At 65.2% G+C, this 17567-nt stretch carries 18 protein-coding genes; 3 read left to right on the top strand and 15 right to left on the bottom strand.

Features of this window, described 5'->3' with window-relative positions; genetic code table 11:
• Positions 1 to 2: 2 nt before the first annotated feature.
• The 10 genes from AC3CBN_RS06840 to gspE all read right to left on the bottom strand — a co-directional run bounded on the left by AC3CBN_RS06840 (position 3) and on the right by gspE (position 8656).
• Positions 3 to 734 (bottom strand): hypothetical protein, encoded by a 732-nt coding sequence (locus AC3CBN_RS06840; protein WP_488636059.1) that lies wholly within the window; start codon positions 732 to 734, stop codon positions 3 to 5.
• Positions 731 to 1363, bottom strand: a complete 633-nt coding sequence (gene gspM, locus AC3CBN_RS06835) for a type II secretion system protein GspM (protein ID WP_488636058.1) — start codon at positions 1361 to 1363, stop codon at positions 731 to 733. The genes AC3CBN_RS06840 and gspM overlap by 4 nt, the downstream gene beginning before the upstream one ends.
• Positions 1360 to 2523, bottom strand: a complete 1164-nt coding sequence (locus AC3CBN_RS06830) for a PilN domain-containing protein (protein WP_488636057.1) — start codon at positions 2521 to 2523, stop codon at positions 1360 to 1362. Before AC3CBN_RS06830 ends, gspM begins: the two co-directional genes overlap by 4 nt.
• Positions 2520 to 3383 (bottom strand): type II secretion system minor pseudopilin, encoded by an 864-nt coding sequence (locus AC3CBN_RS06825; RefSeq protein WP_488636056.1) that lies wholly within the window; start codon positions 3381 to 3383, stop codon positions 2520 to 2522. Before AC3CBN_RS06825 ends, AC3CBN_RS06830 begins: the two co-directional genes overlap by 4 nt.
• On the bottom strand, positions 3380 to 4084 hold the full coding sequence (locus AC3CBN_RS06820; protein WP_488636055.1) for a type II secretion system protein GspJ: 705 nt from the start codon (positions 4082 to 4084) through the stop codon (positions 3380 to 3382). The genes AC3CBN_RS06825 and AC3CBN_RS06820 overlap by 4 nt, the downstream gene beginning before the upstream one ends.
• Positions 4081 to 4482, bottom strand: a complete 402-nt coding sequence (locus AC3CBN_RS06815; RefSeq protein ID WP_488636054.1) for a prepilin-type N-terminal cleavage/methylation domain-containing protein — start codon at positions 4480 to 4482, stop codon at positions 4081 to 4083. The genes AC3CBN_RS06820 and AC3CBN_RS06815 overlap by 4 nt, the downstream gene beginning before the upstream one ends.
• Positions 4479 to 4949 carry a GspH/FimT family pseudopilin gene (locus AC3CBN_RS06810; protein WP_488636053.1) on the bottom strand — a complete coding sequence of 157 codons (471 nt, stop codon included), beginning with the start codon at positions 4947 to 4949 and terminating at the stop codon, positions 4479 to 4481. The genes AC3CBN_RS06815 and AC3CBN_RS06810 overlap by 4 nt, the downstream gene beginning before the upstream one ends.
• Before the next feature lie 41 nt (positions 4950 to 4990).
• Complete coding sequence (gene gspG, locus AC3CBN_RS06805) at positions 4991 to 5413, bottom strand: type II secretion system major pseudopilin GspG (protein ID WP_488636052.1); 423 nt, start codon at positions 5411 to 5413, stop codon at positions 4991 to 4993.
• Between the two features lie 54 nt (positions 5414 to 5467).
• Positions 5468 to 6685: a type II secretion system inner membrane protein GspF gene (gene gspF, locus AC3CBN_RS06800; RefSeq protein WP_488636051.1), complete on the bottom strand. Its 1218-nt coding sequence runs from the start codon at positions 6683 to 6685 to the stop codon at positions 5468 to 5470.
• Positions 6686 to 6922: 237 nt separating this feature from the next.
• Positions 6923 to 8656, bottom strand: coding sequence for a type II secretion system ATPase GspE (gspE, locus tag AC3CBN_RS06795; protein WP_488636050.1), 1734 nt, complete (start codon positions 8654 to 8656; stop codon positions 6923 to 6925).
• Between the two features lie 371 nt (positions 8657 to 9027).
• Between gspE and AC3CBN_RS06790 the strand changes: the two genes are divergently transcribed.
• Positions 9028 to 9828, top strand: coding sequence for a TatD family hydrolase (locus tag AC3CBN_RS06790; protein ID WP_488636049.1), 801 nt, complete (start codon positions 9028 to 9030; stop codon positions 9826 to 9828).
• Positions 9829 to 10025: 197 nt separating this feature from the next.
• On the opposite strand, the gene AC3CBN_RS06785 is transcribed toward AC3CBN_RS06790, so the two are convergent.
• The 4 genes from AC3CBN_RS06785 to AC3CBN_RS06770 all read right to left on the bottom strand — a co-directional run bounded on the left by AC3CBN_RS06785 (position 10026) and on the right by AC3CBN_RS06770 (position 13932).
• Complete coding sequence (locus tag AC3CBN_RS06785) at positions 10026 to 10559, bottom strand: pseudouridine synthase (RefSeq protein ID WP_488636048.1); 534 nt, start codon at positions 10557 to 10559, stop codon at positions 10026 to 10028.
• A gap of 42 nt (positions 10560 to 10601) precedes the next feature.
• Positions 10602 to 11495, bottom strand: coding sequence for a class I SAM-dependent methyltransferase (locus tag AC3CBN_RS06780; protein WP_488636047.1), 894 nt, complete (start codon positions 11493 to 11495; stop codon positions 10602 to 10604).
• A 167-nt stretch (positions 11496 to 11662) separates the two neighbouring features.
• Positions 11663 to 12775: an S-(hydroxymethyl)glutathione dehydrogenase/class III alcohol dehydrogenase gene (locus AC3CBN_RS06775; protein ID WP_488636046.1), complete on the bottom strand. Its 1113-nt coding sequence runs from the start codon at positions 12773 to 12775 to the stop codon at positions 11663 to 11665.
• Between the two features lie 236 nt (positions 12776 to 13011).
• A complete protein-coding gene (locus AC3CBN_RS06770; protein ID WP_488636045.1) occupies positions 13012 to 13932 on the bottom strand; it encodes a LysR substrate-binding domain-containing protein in 921 nt (306 codons plus the stop codon).
• 104 nt (positions 13933 to 14036) lie between these two features.
• Here AC3CBN_RS06770 and AC3CBN_RS06765 point away from each other — a divergent pair, with 104 nt between their 5' ends.
• On the top strand, positions 14037 to 14234 hold the full coding sequence (locus tag AC3CBN_RS06765) for a hypothetical protein (RefSeq protein WP_488636044.1): 198 nt from the start codon (positions 14037 to 14039) through the stop codon (positions 14232 to 14234).
• A 57-nt stretch (positions 14235 to 14291) separates the two neighbouring features.
• Here the strand turns inward: AC3CBN_RS06765 and AC3CBN_RS06760 are convergent, their stop codons facing one another.
• The gene (locus tag AC3CBN_RS06760; protein ID WP_488636043.1) at positions 14292 to 16439 is read right to left on the bottom strand and encodes a beta-glucosidase family protein; all 2148 of its coding nucleotides are present in this window, start codon (positions 16437 to 16439) and stop codon (positions 14292 to 14294) included.
• A gap of 183 nt (positions 16440 to 16622) precedes the next feature.
• On the opposite strand from AC3CBN_RS06760, the gene AC3CBN_RS06755 reads away from it, so the two are divergent.
• Positions 16623 to 17567, top strand: coding sequence for an aldo/keto reductase (locus tag AC3CBN_RS06755; RefSeq protein WP_488636042.1), 945 nt, complete (start codon positions 16623 to 16625; stop codon positions 17565 to 17567).

Raw genomic sequence — 17567 nt, 5'->3', positions numbered from 1 at the left:
AATCAGTGTGCTCCCTCGGGGTTCGCTGCCTGCTGTTGGGCGCGACGCTTTTGAATGGCTTCTTTCAGCTGGCGGATGCGGTCCGCCTGCGTGTCGGTGCTGGTGGCCGGCGGCAGCAGCGGATTGCCGGTGCTGGGGATGGGTCCGCTTTGCGCCGGCACTGGGCCGGTCATCATTCGCATCGCGCCCGGAGGCAGCGGCGCCGGCACGCCCGCTTGGCTCTGGGCGGGTGCGGGCGGCGTGTTCTTGGGCATGTCGATGGGCGCGCCGGCAGGGAGTTCCAGCTCGGTGCGTCCGCTGGTCGATTCGAAGACAGCGATACGCGGCTTGAGTTCGGCCAGGCGCCAGCTGCCATCGGGCAGGCTGTCGCCTTCGCGTACGCGCACTTCGTGGTCGCCGCTCTTGTCGTGCAGCAGCGCCATGTGCAGCTGCGGGGTAAGGATGATGCCGGTGAGCTGCATGTCGCCCAGGCTCGCGCCACCGCTGGCGGCACGCAGGCTCGCCTTGCGATCGGGACTGAACAGCGGTTGCTGCCACACCGCGGCGAACTGCGCCAACGGCAGCGGCGGTGGCAATCCCTGGTCATGCATCTGCGGCAGCGGCGTCGCGGGACGCGGCGGCCCCCAGTGCGCGCCACGGCCCACACCGGTCAGCAACAGCAACAACGACACGCCGAACACGACGGCCACGATACCGAGCACGGGGGTCAGGCGACGCTGCGCGGCGGCGTTCACGGCGGTGCTCCCTGCGGCGCATCGCCACCGGTCGAACGCGGCTGATGCACATAACCGGCCAGCGTGAACTGCACTTCCAATGGCGCGGCGGCCTGCTGCATCGCAGCTACCGGATTGCGATAGATGCTCAGGTCGTCCACGAACAAATACGGCGTGCCCTGCTCCAGATCGTGCAGCGTCTCGGCCAGCGGCTGCACCTCGCAGCGCAGGCTGATGCTCACGGCCACCTTGCGATACGGCTCGTCCGGCGCGGCGGGCGGATTGGGCACCGGCATCTTCTGCGTCACGTCGCACGCCCCGCCCTGCGGGTGGGCGGCGACGGCGTCAACGACGCGCTGCATCAGCCCCGCGGCCGCGGCGTTCGGATCATCCTCGGGCAGGAACGCGTGACTGGCCGCCTGCCCTGCACCCATCGCGGCGATGCGCTGTTGCAGCTGCGGCTTTTCGGCGATGGCGGCGGCGAAACGCGCATGCGTGTCGCGCAGGTCGTCCATCTCCCCATGGATGGACTGCAGCGGCGCCACGAACCACCAGTGCAGCAGCACGACATAGGCGATCAGCAGCACCACGAGCAACAACAGGATGGCGGCGATGCGGCTTTCGCGCGGCTTGAGCGCGGTCATCTTCATGGCGCGCCCCCCGTGGCAGCCGGTGCAGGCTTCGGCTTGGCCTCGGCGGGTTTGCGCAGCTGGGCGACCATGTAGAAGCGTTCCTTGCCGGTCGACGGATCGACCTGGATGGTGCCCTGGAAATTGGCGTCCGTGATGACCGGCGAACCTTTCAGCGCATCAACCAGGCGCGCCGCCTGCGGGCTCTGTCCCTGGAATCCGACCTGGCCGCTGTTGTCGATGCTCAAGCGCTCCAGCCACGCATTCATCGGCAGGCGCTGGCTGATGTCCTGCAATACGGCCAGCGCGGACACCGTGCGCGCCTTGCGCTGGGCAAGGAAACCGGCGGCGCCGGCGTTGTCCTGCAATTGCTGACGCAGCGTCGCTACCTGCTGCGCCTCGGCGCGCATGCCTTCGACCTCGCTACGCATCTGTTCCAGCGCGCTCTCGCGGTTGTGCAGGAACTGCAGCAGAGAAAGCAGCAGCAACACGATGGCAGCCACACCCAAAGCCAGATTGAGTCGTTGGCGCGGATGTTGGCGTCGTGGCAGCAACTCGGCGGGCATCAGGTTGACGCCCAGGCGATCGTTGCCCGCTGCCACGTCGACGGCATCCACCTGCAGCCCCGAGGACGACAACCGCGCCAGCAGCGGATCGAGCGTGGCGCGCGGTACTGCCACCAGCTCTGCCGCGAATCGACCCGCCGGAGAGGGCGTGCGCAACTCGCGCACGTCATAGCGCACCTGTTCGACACGGAAGGGCGTCTGGCGGTCCATCTCGAAGGCGCCGATCTGCTGCAGGTTGTCTCTTGCGGCCAACGGCAGGCTCAGGCGCGGCCGCAGGACATCGGAGGGATCGAGGCACAGCGCCACGCGCAGGTCCTCGCGATCGACCCCGCGCAATGCATCACCCAACGCCACCTGTTGACTGCCCGCATCGAGCTGGCTGCTCCAGCGAGACAGCGGATACATGTCACCGGCACGGCGCAGCACCCAGTCGTCGCCCTCACGCTGCAACAAGTGCCACGCCAGGCCACCGCCGAACAGCGCACGCCAGCGCGCGGGCAGCAACGCGGCCAACTGGCCGCTCCACCACGCCAGGAAACGCGGCAACGGCGAGACACGCCACGCACGGCGTACCCGGTCGAGCTGCGATCGCAGCGGCTGTGTTGCCGAACTCATTCCCCGTCTCCCTCCTGCCAACGCAGCACGGCATATGGCGGCGCGCCCGGGCGTATGCCCTGCAGCCTCACCGTGGCGCGCAGGATCGCACGCGTGCCGTCAGCCAGCGTGGCCTCCGCGCGGATACTATGCGTTACTCCCTGCATAGCAGCTAGAGCCGCCTGCGGCGGTCCCGCCGTCCGGGCAGCCACGATGGATTGCGCCTGTTGCGACGTCATGCCGGGAATGGCCTGCAGCGCCAGCAGTGGCGCGGTGGTGGGATCGGGACTTTCCCGGCCCGACCATAACGTGACCTGCGATGCCACCGTGCGATACACCCCCGGCTCCATGCCCAGCACCATCTGCAATTCCTCCACGGTGCCGAACGGACCGTGGCGGGGGTCATAGTCGCGCCCGGCCTGGACATAGGCGGCGTTTGGTCCGGTACCCGTGGTTGTCAGGGAGAAGCTTCGCCAATCCACCACGTTGTGGGTCAGCGCCTGCGCAGCGTTGTCAGCCATGCCGGCAGCGCGGAACAGGTTCTGCAGCACGTCCGGCGAGGCGGCATTGAGATCGACCTTGCCGTTTTCACTGACGACGCTCACGTTGACCTTGGCGCCGTCGAAGTCGAATGGATAGATGCGTCCATCGGGCAGCCAGCGCTGCTGCGTCTGTGGATCCTGCAGGGCGTAGACGGCGCGCATCACGCCCGCCTCGGCGGCGTAGTGGGCCTGCGTCTGCGCGAACTGGTAGCGCGCCTGCAGGCCTTCGGTGCGCGCGAGCATGGCATAGCCACCAACCAGGATCGCCAGCAGCGTGCATGCCCACAGCACGACCAGCAAGGCCACGCCGCGCTGATGCTGGAACGTCACGCGCGTCATTGCGTGCTCCGTCGCTGCAAACCCTTCAGCAGGTCGACCTGGCCCTGCACAGCAGAAGCGTCGACACGTAGCGGTGCATCGAGTTGCGGCCATACGGTGGTGCCGTCCAGCTGAAGAGCGATGCGCACGATGCGTGGCATGGCGCGGTTGTCGCTCCAGTGGTCGCTCCAGTCACCCGGGTGTTGCTGGGTGTCCGGAGCGCGATAGCTGAAGCTGCCGTTCTGGATGCCATCCACCAGCACCTCCGGCTCACCCAGCGAACGAGGCGCACTACCGTCGGGCGGCATTAGTGCAAAGCTCGCCTCCAGCCGCGTGCCACCTTTGCCGTTGGGCACCAGCTTCAGTTGCTGCAACTGTGGCCCCAGCTTGCCCACGTAGCCCGGAAGTGGCGCAACGAAACGCAGTTCATGCGCGTCGCCCGAGAAATAGATCGGGTCGCCGTTGTCGGTGCGGGCGAGCGGCACCGCGCGCGCCTGCGCCAATTCGCGACGCAGAAACTGCTGAGCCGAACGCACTTCGTCGAGACGTGCGATCGACGCCTCGCCCGAACGCACCGCGTGCGTCGCCGTGCGCACGCCCGAATAGACACCAAGCAGCAGCAAGGCGAGCAGCGCGAGTGCGCCCAGCACCTCAAGCAAGGTAAAGCCGCGCGACGCCACGGCGACATGACGTCTTTTCGCATGGGCACGCGCGACGGTCATGGCACTTTCGCCACCGGCGGGCTAAGCACGCGCAGCGTACTGAAGTGCGCGGAGCGCTCACGCGGACGATTGCCCCAGAACACGTCGAGGTCGAGCTTCACCATGCGCATCGGCGCATTCGCGCCGGCCTGGCCCGGGCTCCACGGTGTCACGGCAAGGCGCCAGCGATAGTGATCGTCGAAGCGTCCCTCGCTGCTGCCCGGCTGCAACGGCGTGGTGATATCCACCGTATCGAGCAGGCTGCGCGCCCACAGGGCTGCCTGGCTATGGTCTTCGGCGTTGCGCGTCAGGGTGATGGAACTCCCAGTCACCTTCATCAGCGCAGTGAACGCGATCGCGAGCAGCAGGATCGCTGCGATCACTTCCAGCAGGCTGAAGCCGCGCGCGCGCGTTTTCATCGACGCTCACTCACATCGGCCACGCTGACCGCACCAGTCAGCCACGACACATTGACCCGCCACTGACGGCGCTCACGCTGCAGTGTGATGTGCCCACCGGTGGAACTGCCGTCCGGAAAAAACCGGATGCGGCCGGTGGTGGCATTGACCTGATCTTCCTTCGCGCTGGTGATGCCTATGCGCATGCCCGATGGCAAGCGCACCGGCGCACCGTCATCGGCACGGTAGGTATTGGCGTGGGTGTCCACATCGAAGCGGTGTTCGTTGCCATGCACGATGGCTTGCGTGCGTGTGGCACGCAGCGCAGCGGCCAGTTCACCGCTGGCCGCACTGACACGAGCGCTGGCCAGGCCTTGTGTCACTGAGACAGCCACCGCCGCCGCCGCGATGCCGATCAGCAGGATGACGGCAAGCATTTCCAGCAGGGTGAAGCCGCGCTGCGCATTCCATCGCCTTTCCCCAGACATGGGAAGCGGCGACCCGACGCGTGGCGGCCTCATCGTCATGCTTACTGCCAGTTGCCCACGTCGGCGCTGTAGCCGTCACCGCCGGGCTTGCCGTCCTGGCCGTAGAAGACCAGGTCGAAGCTGCCGTGGTCGCCTGGGTACTTGTAGCCAAACTCATGACCCCACGGGTCATGCAGCTCCGACTCCTTCGAATAAGGACCCTGCCAGTTGCGCGCATTGGGGGGCTTCACCATCAGATCCTGCAGCTGGGCCGGCGGCGCGCCGTTGTCCAGCGCGTAGTTTTCGATCTTCTGGCTGAGCGTAGTGAGCTGCGCCTTGCCAGCGCCGTACTTGCCCTTGTCCACGTTCTTGCCGACCTGGGTCACTACCACCGCACCAATGATGCCAATCAGCACGATCACCGCCAGCATTTCCAGCAGGGTGAAGCCGCGGGTGGCGCGACGACGAAGATTCCTTTGTTGCATGGGCTGATACCTCGGTAATCGAAAATCGAAAGCTGCGTTATGGGGCAACGCGACTCATTGGATGTTGCTGGTGAGGCTGAGCAGCGGCAGCAGGATCGCGGCCATGATGATGGCCACCATCACGGTCATCACGATGGTCAGCGCCGGCACCAGCGCGGCGAGCAGGCGATCGATGGCGCGGCGGCTTTCCAGCTCGAAGGTATCGGCCACCTTCAGCAGCATGGTGTCGAGCTGGCCGGCCTCTTCGCCGACCTGCACCATCTGCAGTGCGAGGCGTGGAAAGCGCTGCGACTGCGCCAGCGCAAAGCTCAGACCGGCGCCGCCCTTGACCTGTTCGCTGGCCTGTTCCAGTGCCTGGTCGAGCGCGCGATTGGCGGTGACCTGGCGTGCGATGCCGAGCGACGTGAGCAGCGGCACGCCGTTCTTGAGCAGCGTGCCCAGCGTGCGTGCGATACGCGCGGTCTGCACTTTCAGCAGCAGTGGACCCACCACGCGCATCGTCAGCAGGCGTGCGTGCCAGGCCAGCAACATCGCCGGATCGCGCAAGCGCGCGCGCGCGATAAGCACGCCCATGACGAGCAAAATCAGCAGTGCCCACCACCAGGTCTGCAGCGTGCCACCCACGGCGAGCACGGCCTGCGTGATCCACGGAATGGGCACCTGCATGTCCTCAAAGATCGGCACGAACTGCGGCACCACGTAGGCCAGCAGCAACAGCAGCGAGCCAAGCACACCAACCAGCAGGAAGGCGGGATAGATCAGCGCGTTGATGATGCTGCCGCGCAGTTGTTGCGAACGTTCGAGGTATTCGGCCAGCCGGTGCAGCGTATCTTCCAGCGAGCCACCTGCCTCGCCGGCACGCACCAGACTGATATAGAGCTTGGGAAACACACCGTGCTCATCATCCAGCGCCTGCGACAGCGGCGTGCCACCACGCACACGGTCGCGCACGCGCTCGATCAGCTTCTTTGCACGCTCGCCTTCGGGCAGATCCATCAGGATGCCCAACGCACGGTCCAGCGGCTGGCCAGCGCCAAGCAGCGTGGCGAGCTGGTGGGTGAACTGCGCCAGCTGGTCGCCGGTGAACGGGCCGCGCTTGAGCAGGGCGGCCAGACCCGTGCCGCCCACGTCGGCATCGGCGGCGCGGGCATCGAGCGGCGTGTGGCCCTGGTCCTGCAGACGGCTCACGACCTCCTCGATACTGGTGGCCTCCATCTGCCCCTGCAGCATTTCGCCAGCAGCGCTGACGGCGCGGTAGCGGAACTGGCTCACGCTTGAAACCTCATCGCACTATGTGGAGCGGAAGCGGGCGACTCAAGTTCGTTGTTGCCTAGCCCACTCGTCATCCCAGCGAAAGCGGGGATCCAGTGTCTTTGGCCTGTGTGCGATACCAGAGCGCAAAGGCGCTGGATCCCCGCTTTCGCGGGGATGACGGTGAGGGATGGCCATGCTCCCGCAAGCACCCGCACGTCACCTCGACCCTCTCCCCAGAAGGGGGGGAGAGAAAGCTCACGATTCCTGCGTGACACGCAGCACCTCCTCGAGGGTGGTGATACCCGCCACTGCCTTGGCGATACCGTCCTCGTACATGGTGCGCATGCCTTCGGCGCGCGCCTGACGCTCGATCTCGCCCGCATCAGCGCGCTGCATTACCAGGCGACGCAGGGGATCGGTCATCACCAGAAATTCCATGATGGCCCGACGCCCGCGATAGCCCGTGGGATTGGCCGCACTGGTGCCCGGCTTCCACAAGCGAATGGGGCGCTCGTGCGTGTATTTGTGCAGCTCGAATTGCTCGATCACTTCCGGCAGCGCCTCGTAGGGCGTTGCGGTTTCCGGATCGAGCCGTCGCACCAGACGCTGCGCCAGGATGCCGTTGACAGTGGAGCCCAGCAGGTAATCCTCCACACCCATATCGAGCATGCGCGTAATGCCGCCCGCCGCGCTGTTGGTGTGCAGCGTTGAAAGCACGAGGTGACCCGTGAGCGCCGACTGGATCGCGATGCGGCAGGTTTCCAGGTCGCGCATTTCGCCGATCATGATCACGTCCGGATCCTGGCGCACGATGGATCGCAGCGCGCCGGCGAAATCCAGCCCGATCTGCGGCTTTACCTGGATCTGGTTGATGCCTTCGATCTGGTACTCCACGGGATCTTCGACGGTAATGATCTTCACGTCAGGCGTGTTGATCTGCGACAGCGCGGTGTACAGCGTGGTGGTCTTGCCCGAGCCGGTAGGGCCGGTAACCAGCAGGATGCCGTGCGGCCGTTCCAGCACATCGACGAAGCGCCGCTGGAAATGGTCGGTGAAGCCGAGCGAAGCGAAATCGAACACCACCGATTCGCGATCGAGGATGCGCATCACCACCGACTCGCCAAAGCTGGTCGGCACGGTGGACACGCGAAGATCCAGCTCCTTGCCCTGCACACGCAGCTGGATGCGTCCGTCCTGCGGCAGGCGGCGCTCGGCGATGTTGAGCTTGGCCATGATCTTCACGCGCGAAATCACCGCGGCGGTGGAGCTGGACGGCGGCGCTTCCACTTCATGCAGCACGCCGTCGATGCGGTAGCGCACCTTCAGGCGGTTCTCGAACGGCTCGATGTGCACGTCGGATGCGCGCTGTTCCACCGCCCGCTGCAGGATCAGGTTCACTAGGCGGATCACCGGCGCCTCGGAAGCGAGGTCGCGCAGGTGCTCCACGTCGTCTTCCACGGCGGCGCTGCCGTCGAGGTTCTCCACGATGGTGCCCATCGCCGAGCGGCCGGACCCGTAATAACGTTCGATCAAGTCGTCGATTTCCGAGCGCAGGCCAATGCGCAGCGTCACCGGGCGCCCGGCGGCAAGCTGGATGGCCTGCTGCGGATAGGGGTCGGCTGGGTCGGCCACCATCAGCGCCAGCCCATCTTCGCCTACGCGCACCGGCACCACGTGCTGCTGTTTGAGGAAGCGGCTGGAGACATCCAGCTCGGTGGGCGGCAACTCGGGGGCATCGCGGGCGGCCAGCAATGGCGTCTGCAGCAATTCGGACCAGGCTTCAGCCAGATCGCGCTCCGACACCAGCCCGAGCCGCGCCATCAGCGCGGTGAGGGTGCCTTCGGGGGATTCCTCATGCAGCCGGCGGGCACGCACGAGATCCGCATCCTTCAGCCGCCCACGGGAAACCAGCAGCGCGCAAACCGCCGCTTCACGGCTGTCCATCGCCACTCGCTCCTCGCTGGCCGCCGGCCCTGCGACTGCCGACATGCGTTCACCCCGCTTCCCGATGTAATACCGACGACGGCTTGCCGCCCTCAGACGGCACCGACCCGCATTGTTAACACACCCTTCGGTACACGCGCGAGCACGGTTTCTCACGGTGACTCACTACCATCGACCGCGTGTACGTCAGTGCGTTCCGCTTCGAGGCTAATTACCCCCGATGACCATTCGCTTGCCGTCCAGGGCTGGGCGTTCAGGAAGCAGCCATGGGAGAGGCTCCGTGATGACTCCATCTGGAAATATGCCCTTTCGTTCCGTTGGCACAGCCCCGAGAAATCTTGCACCACTCCCCATTTGCGCTTGCCACCTTCGCCCACGCTAGGAAAAATGGTCGTTTTTAGGGACCCTCCCCGCTCATGCAGCTGATCGATATTGGCGCCAATCTCACCCACGAGTCGTTTCGCCACGACTTCGACAGCGTATTGCAGCGGGCGAGGGACCATGGCGTCACCCGGCTGATGGTCACCGGCGCATCGCGCGACGGCAGCACGCATGCGTTGGCGCTGGCCCAGGCGCACCCGGGTGTGCTCTATGCCACGGCGGGCGTGCATCCGCACCACGCCGTCGATTACGACGACGCCACTGACGCGCTGCTGCGCGAGCTGGCCGCGCATCCGGAAGTGCGCGCAGTAGGCGAAACGGGGCTGGACTACAACCGCAACTATTCGCCGCGCGATGTGCAGCTGGCGGTGTTCGAGCGGCAGCTGCACATCGCGGTGGATGTGCGCAAGCCGCTGTTCCTGCATCAGCGCGATGCGCACCACGATTTCATCGCGCTGTTGCGCCGCTATCGCGACAGGATCCCTGGTGCGGTGGTGCACTGCTTTACCGACATCGGTGAGGCCATGCGCGACTATCTGGCGCTGGATTGTCACATCGGCATCACCGGCTGGATCTGCGATGAGCGGCGCGGCACCCATCTGCGCGAGCTGGTGAAGGAGATTCCAGCTAATCGCCTGATGATCGAGACCGATGCGCCCTATCTGCTGCCGCGCACGGTGCGGCCGCAGCCGTCGCATCGACGCAACGAGCCGATGTTCCTGCGGCATATCTGCGAGGAGCTTGCGCGGGATCGCGGGGAGTCAGTCCAAGTTACTGCGGCCAACAGCACGGCGACGGCCGAGGCGTTCTTTGGGTTTTCCGGAACCTCCGGCTGAGCGCTTAGCGCCCGTCATTCCGGCAAAACCCAGGCGAGGGCGTAGCCCGAAGAACGCCCGCAGGGCGGCCCCGAAGGGGCGAGCGAAGCGAGTCATCCGGCGCCTGGACGCCCGGAAAGACACTGGATTCCGGCTTTCGCCGGAATGACTGAGTTGTGCGAGGCGACTGTCTCCCCAAGCATCTCCCGTTCCATGCATCAGTCCAGGACGCGCGTGCCTCCAGGCCCCAATCCGTCCAGCGCATACGGCCCGATCCGCTCGCGGATCAGGCGCAACGTGGGGAAACCGACCGCCGCCGTCATGCGGCGCACCTGGCGGTTGCGACCTTCGCGCAGGGTAATGCGCAGCCAGCTGGTGGGGATGAGTTTGCGAAAGCGCACCGGCGGGTCGCGTGGCCACAGCCAATCCGGCTCCGTGGCATGTTCCGCACCGGCTGGCAGCGTCGGCCCATCGTTGAGCGTCACGCCTCGACGCAACGCGGCGATGGCGTCATCGGTGATCTGGCCATCGACCTGCACCAGATAGGTTTTGGGCTGCTTGTGCCGCGGATCGGTGAGCTGGTGTGCGAGTCGACCGTCGTCGGTGAGCAACAACAGGCCTTCGCTGTCGTGGTCGAGCCGTCCGGCCGGATAGACGTCTTTCTGCCTGACGAACTCCGCCAGCGTGCGGTGCCCGTCCGCATCGCTGAACTGGCAAAGCACGCCATAGGGTTTGTTGAGCGCAACTAACATGCATCAAGAGGTCGCGCGCCCCGGGCGCGCGACCTCGCAACGTCAATGTGCGGTCGAAGCGGAAGCCGGTGCTGCTGGCTTGACGAAGCGTAGAGTCATGCGGTCCGACTCGCCGATCGCGAGGTACTTCGCGCGATCCTGGTCACCCAGCGTCAAGGTGGGCGGCAACGTCCAGACACCCTTCGGGTAATCCTTGGTGTCCTTCGGGTTGGCGTTGATCTCGCTCTTATCGTCAAGCTTGAACCCTGCATCGGTCGCCAGCTTCACCACATAGCTGGTGGGCAGGTAGCCGCTGCGCTTGACCGAGTCGAGGCTGGCGTTGTCCGCCGCGCGATGGTCGACCACGCCGAGCACGCCGCCCGGACGCAGTGCCGCGTAGAACGCCTTGAACATGGCTGGCGCCGTGTCGGCCATCACCCAGTTGTGCACGTTGCGGAAGGTCAGCACCAGATCGGCCGAACCGGGCGCGCCGAGTACGGGCGCCTTGGGATCGAATTCCACGACCTGTGCCTTGCCGTAGTGCGCCGCATCGGCAGCGAACTTCCCACGCAGGCCGGTAAGGTCGCCGCTGGCCTCGGCGTCGCCGGCAGGCTTGGTCATGGCGGCGATGTAGTGCCCATTGTCGCGCAGCAGCGGCGCAAGGATCTCGCTGTACCAGCCGCCGCCCGGAGTAACCTCGATCACCTTGAGGTCCGGACGAATGCCGAAGAACTGCAGCGTTGCCTTCGGGTGCCGGTAGGCGTCACGCGCCTTGTGTTCCGGCGAACGCCAACTGCCCGCCAGCACCTGGTCGAGCTGCGTGGCGGTGAAGTCGCCCGCGGTGGTCGGCGGCACCAGCGCACCAGCTGGCTGGTCCTGTGCGTTGGCGGGCGTGGAAGTAGCGCTGCACGATGCCAGCAGCAGCGCCGCCAGCCCCAGGATCACACGGCTTTTCATTGAGAACCCCTAGCGAAAGACATCCGGACGACATTCACAGCATAGCGGCCCCAGCTTGCCGACCACTACGTATACAAATGGTGGATGGACAAGGTCATTCCCTTGCCCGGTCAACAGGAAACCACGACTGGCTGGAGGCGGCCTTTCATGGAGAAAGGCGGCCGGCCTCAGTAATGGATCACCGAGCGGATCACCTTGCCCTCGTGCATCAGGTGGAAGGCCTCGTTGATGCGTTCCAGTGGCAGCACTTTGGTGATCATTTCGTCGATCTTGATGTCGCCGGCCATGTAGCGGTCCACATAGCCCGGCAACTGCGAGCGGCCTTTGACGCCGCCGAACGCCGAGCCGCGCCACACGCGACCGGTGACCAGCTGGAACGGACGGGTGCTGATCTCCTGCCCCGCGCCGGCCACGCCGATGATGATCGACTCGCCCCAACCCTTGTGGCAGCACTCCAGCGCCGAACGCATCACCTGCACGTTGCCGATGCATTCGAACGAATAGTCCACGCCGCCGTCGGTAAGGTCGACGATCACCTGCTGGACCGGTGTATCCGGATAGTCCCTCGGGTTGATGAAGTCGGTAGCGCCCAGCGCCCTGGCCATCTCGAACTTGTCCGGGTTGGTGTCCACCACCACGATGCGCCCGGCCTTCGCCATCACCGCGCCCTGCACCACCGAAAGGCCGATGCCGCCCATGCCGAACACGGCCACGCTGGCGCCCGGCTCTACCTTCGCGGTGTTGAGCACGGCGCCGATGCCGGTGGTGATGCCGCATCCGAGCAGGCACACCTTCTCCAGCGGCGCAGCCTTGTTGATCTTCGCCAGCGAGATTTCCGGCAGCACCGTGTACTCACTGAAGGTGCTGGTGCCCATGTAGTGCAGCAACGGCTTGCCGTTGAGCGAAAAACGCGAGGTGCCGTCGGGCATCACACCGTTGCCCTGCGTCACACGGATCTTCTGGCAGAGGTTGGTCTTTCCCGAGAGGCAGAACTTGCACTCGCCGCATTCGGGCGTGTACAGCGGAATCACGTGATCACCCACTTTCAGCGAAGTGACGCCCTCGCCCACTTCTTCCACGATGCCGCCGCCTTCATGGCCGAGGATCACCGGGAACTGACCCTCCGGATCGGCGCCGGAAAGCGTGAACGCGTCCGTATGGCACACACCCGTGGCCACGATGCGCACCAGCACTTCGCCCGCCTTGGGACCAGCCACGTCGACCTGTTCGATGGAGAGGGGTTTGCCTGCTTCCCAGGCGACGGCGGCACGCGATTTCATGGGTGTACTCCGGGGGACGGGGTTATGCGAGGGGGAATGATGACGTCTTGGGGCGCCGCGTGAAAGCTTGCGCCTGCCTGTTTTGCTCCTCATCCAAGCGAACGCTGGACAAGGGCGCAGCCCGCAGGACGACCCCGAAGGGGCGAGCGTAGCGAGTCATCCAGTGACTTTTCCTGGTGTTCGCGAAAAGCGTAAAGACGCTGGGTCCCAGCTTTCGCTGGGACGACGAACAAAGCTCACGCTTGTGCAGTCACATCCACTCCCGACGTCGCATACGACATGGCTTCGTCATATTTCCCTGCCTCGCAAAGCAACCACTCGCGGAAGATGCGCAAGCCGGCGTGGTCCTTCGCGTGCTCCGGATACACCAGGAAATACGCCTCGGGAATCTGCTGGTAGCGATCGCCCAATACCTTGAGCAGACCAGCCTCGATCATCGGCCGCGCCATCACCATGCGCCCCAGCGCGACACCCATGCCTTCGAGCGCACCGCGTTGCAGCGCGTCGGTGTTGTCGAACTGCGCCACGTAACGACGAGGCGGCTGGCCACCGGTGGCCTTGAACCAGTCGGGCCAGCGATCGCCGGGGTCGCCCAGTAGCGGCCACTGGCTGAGATCGTTGGGATCGGCGTCGCCCATGCGTTCCAGCAATGCCGGTGACACCACGGGCGCGATCCACTCACCGAATAATCGCTCGGTGACGAGGCCGGGCCAAGGCCCCCGTCCATATCGCATGGCGGCATCCACCGGGTCGCGCTCGAAATTGACCAGCTCCACGCTCGACTGCAGGTTGAGTTCCAGCTCGGGGTGCGCAGCCACCAGCCGCGCCAGCCGCGGCACCAGCCAGCTCGACATCACGCCGGGTATCGCGCTCAGGGTCAAGGCGTCTTCGCGACGGCAGCGAAAGCCGGCCATGGCGCGGTCGATACCTTCGAAGTGGTGACCTACCGCTTCCATAAGCCGGCGCCCCTCGGCGGTGAGCTGCACGCCACGCGGGCCGCGTTCGAACAATCTGCGCTCCAGGCGCTGTTCCAGCTGCCGCACCTGATGGCTGAGGGCGCTGACAGTGAGGTTGGCCCGCTCGGCGGCGCGAGAGAGGTTACCCAGTCTGGCTACCTGCACGAACTGTTGGAGCAGATCCAGCGAGACGCGCGCCATTTGAAATTCCCTCAAGGCTGGCTTGCGAATATATCGCTTTTCCGCCGCATGAGAGGCTTCTATGTTGAACACGTCACCACATGGCAGCACAAAGGGAGGACGTCATGAGCTCGCTCTGGACCAACCTGTTGTTCATGCACGGCCACATAGCAGACGTCGATCTGGCACGCCGCCTGGCAAACACGCCCGCGCCTTCCGACCGCCCCAGCGGTAAGCGCCAGCGCGAAGTCCAAGTCGAAGTCACCAGGAACAACCGCGAGAGCACCGCGCCGGCCGTACTGGCTGAGGGCGGTTGCGCGTAACCGAAGTCCCCACGGTGCCAGCCCGGCGCCGCCCATTGGCGGCGGCGCCGGCAGTGGTCAGAGGCTGCCTGCCGGCAGCTGCACACTGACGGGCGCAGCCAGATCCTCGGACGAACGCCCCTCGACCACACTGTATTGCCCGCCACGCAGGACCCAGCCGTGCCTGGTTGTGTCGAAGTCGGCGAACAGGCGACGCTCCAGGGGAATGCTCAGCTCGCGATGTTCGCCCGGCTGCAGCAACACCTTGGCGTACCCGGCAAGACGCATCGCCTTGGCACCCGGCACCTGGACATAGACCTGCGCCACATCTGCGCCAGCGCGCGAGCCGGTATTGCTTACTTCCACCGTGGCTTGCAACTGGCCGTCATGTGTAACGACCTTCAGCGGACCATGCTGGAAGCTCGTGTACGACAGGCCATAGCCGAACGGGAACAGCGGCTTGATGCCACGCGACTGATACCAGCGATAGCCGACATCCGCGCCTTCGATGTTGTAGTCGACGGTGTCCGGCGGCGTGCCACCTGTCGCGGCGGGAAGCTCCGCGCGCGGCAACTGCGAGAGATCGCGCGGCCAGCTCAGCGGCAATCGGCCCGAAGGGTTGACCTTGCCCGAGAGCAGATTCGCGATCGCGATGCCTCCGTCGCCACCCGGATACCACGTCTCCAATACCGCCCCTACCTGGTCGAGCCACGGCATCGTCACGGGGCCGTTGTTCTCCAGGACCACGATGGTGTGCGGGTTGGCCTTGGCCACCTCGGCGACCAGCGCGTCCTGTCCGTCCGGCAGCGCGAGATCGGGCGCATCGACGGATTCGGCGGCCCACTTCTGCACGAACACAATGGCCACCTGCGATTTCGCGGCGAGCGCCGCAGCGGCGGCAACGTCATCACCTTCGGCAAACTGCACGTTCGCCTTTGGTGCCATCGTGCGAATTGCTTTCAGCGGCGCGTAGGGGTGATACATCACCGGACCCGGCCAGGTGGTGGGCGGCAGACCCGGCACGGCATTGCCGCCCATGGCCGTGACCAACGACGAACCGCCGCCGGCCAGCACGCCTTTGTCTGCATGCGCGCCGATCACCGCCACCGATTCGAGCTTGCCCGCGTCCAGCGGCAACAGATTGCCCTCATTGCGCAACAGCACCGCTCCCGCTTCGAGCGTTTCGCGTGCCACCGCGAGGTTCGCCTTGCTGTTGATCGGCGCCTTCTTGGCGGGATACTCGAACACGCCGGCGGCAAACATGCTGCGCAGGATGCGCTGCACCATGTCGTCGATGCGCGCCTGCTTCACCTTGCCCTTGGCAAGGGCTTCGCGCAGCGGCGCATCGAAGTACACCTCCTTGTCGAAGATTTCGCCGGCCGATTCCTGGTCAAGCCCCGCGTTCACCGCTTTCGCCGCACTGTGCGCACCACCCCAGTCGGACATCACGAAACCAGGATAGGCCCAGTCGCGCTTGAGCACCTGGTTCATCAGGTAATCGTTCTCGCACGCCCAGTCGCCGTTGACCTTGTTGTACGAACACATCACCGAACCCGGCTTGCCGCGCTCAATCGCCAGCTCGAATGCCAACAGGTCGGACTCGCGCATGGCGCGCTCGCCAATCTGCGCACTGATGGTGTTGCGACCGGTCTCCTGGTTGTTCAGCGCGTAGTGCTTGATGGTGGAGATCACGTGCTGGCTCTCGATGCCACGGATCGCCTCGCCGACGATGGTGCCAGCCAGCAACGGATCCTCACCGGCGTACTCGAAGTTGCGCCCGTTGCGCGGCTCGCGCATCAGGTTGATGCCACCGGCCAGCAGCACGTTGAAGCCCTTGCTGTGTGCCTCGCCGGCGATCATCGCGCCACCGCGATAAGCCACTTGCGGATCCCAGCTCGCGGCAGTGACCGGACCGGCAGGCAGCGGCGTGGCGCTGTCACCGGGACGCATGCGATCTGAACTGGCCACACCGAGACCCGCGTCGCTTTCCTCCAATGCGGGAATGCCAAGGCGCTCGATGGGCGGCACATAGCCCGCCGAAGCGATGGCGCCTTTGGGAAAGGGCTTGTCGGAAGGGCGATCCGGCCCAGCGTAATAACTGCGGATCAGCTGAAATTTTTCGTCCTGCGTCAGCTGAGCAACGAGCAATTTCGCGCGTGCATCGGGCGACAGCGTGACATCGCTCCACGGTTTTGCAGCGGGCACCTGTGCCGATGCCACACTCATCCACGTACACAATCCCATCACGATCGCGCACCGCAACACAGCTCCTGAATTGCACTTCATCTGGCTACCTCCGCGGTTGGCGTGGCAACGCGCTCGCCTCGGCATCACATGAGTGGCGCGTATACTTGAGCGTTCGAGTATGCATGAAACTCCCCGCCCCTTCATCGCACACGGAGCACATCCATGAATCTTCGTCCCCTCGGCCGGTCCACGCTCACGGTTGCGCCGCTCGCCTTCGGGGGCAATGTGTTCGGCTGGAGCGCGGACGAGCAGCGCTCGTTCGAACTGCTGGATGCGTTCGTCGATGCCGGCCTCAACCTGATCGATACCGCGGACGTCTATTCGGCGTGGGTGCCCGGCAATCGTGGCGGCGAATCGGAAACCATCATCGGCAAATGGCTCAAGCGCAGCGGCAAACGCGACAAGGTGGTGATCGCCACGAAGGTGGCCAAATGGGCGGAGCATCCGGGCCTGTCACCGATGAACATCAACCAGGCGGTGGAAGGTTCGCTAAAGCGCCTGCAAACCGATGTCATCGACCTATACCAGGCCCACGAAGATGATGCCACTGTGCCGCTGCACGAAACGCTGGGCACATTCGCCAGGTTGATCGAACAAGGCAAGGTGCGCGTGATCGGTGCATCGAACTACGGTGCCGATCGTTTCGCCGAGGCGTTGGCGATGTCGGCCAAGCTCGGCTTGCCGCGCTACGAGACACTGCAGCCGGAATACAACCTGGTAAGCCGCACGGGTTACGAGAAGGAGCTGGAGCCGCTGGTGGTCGCCGAGAACATCGGCGTGATCAACTACTACGCGCTGGCCAGCGGCTTTCTCAGCGGCAAGTATCGCAGCGAGGCAGATCTCGCCAAGAGCACGGCACGCAGCGGCGCGGTGCAGAAGTATCTCAACAAGCGTGGTCTGGGTGTGCTTGCTGCGCTCGACAAGGTGGCCGCCGCGCATGGCGCGACACCCTCACAGGTGGCCTTGGCGTGGCTGATCGCACGGCCCAGCGTGACGGCGCCCATTGTCAGCGCCACCAGCATTCCGCAGCTCAAGGAATTGTTGGGCGCGTTGGAACTGAAGCTTGACAAGGAAGAGATCGCGGCGCTGGATCAGGCCAGCGCCTGA

The sequence above is a fragment of the Dyella sp. OK584 genome (assembly GCF_057787755.1).
The sequence above is the reverse complement of the archived record's forward strand: the minus strand, read 5'-3'. Positions and strand labels throughout refer to the sequence as shown.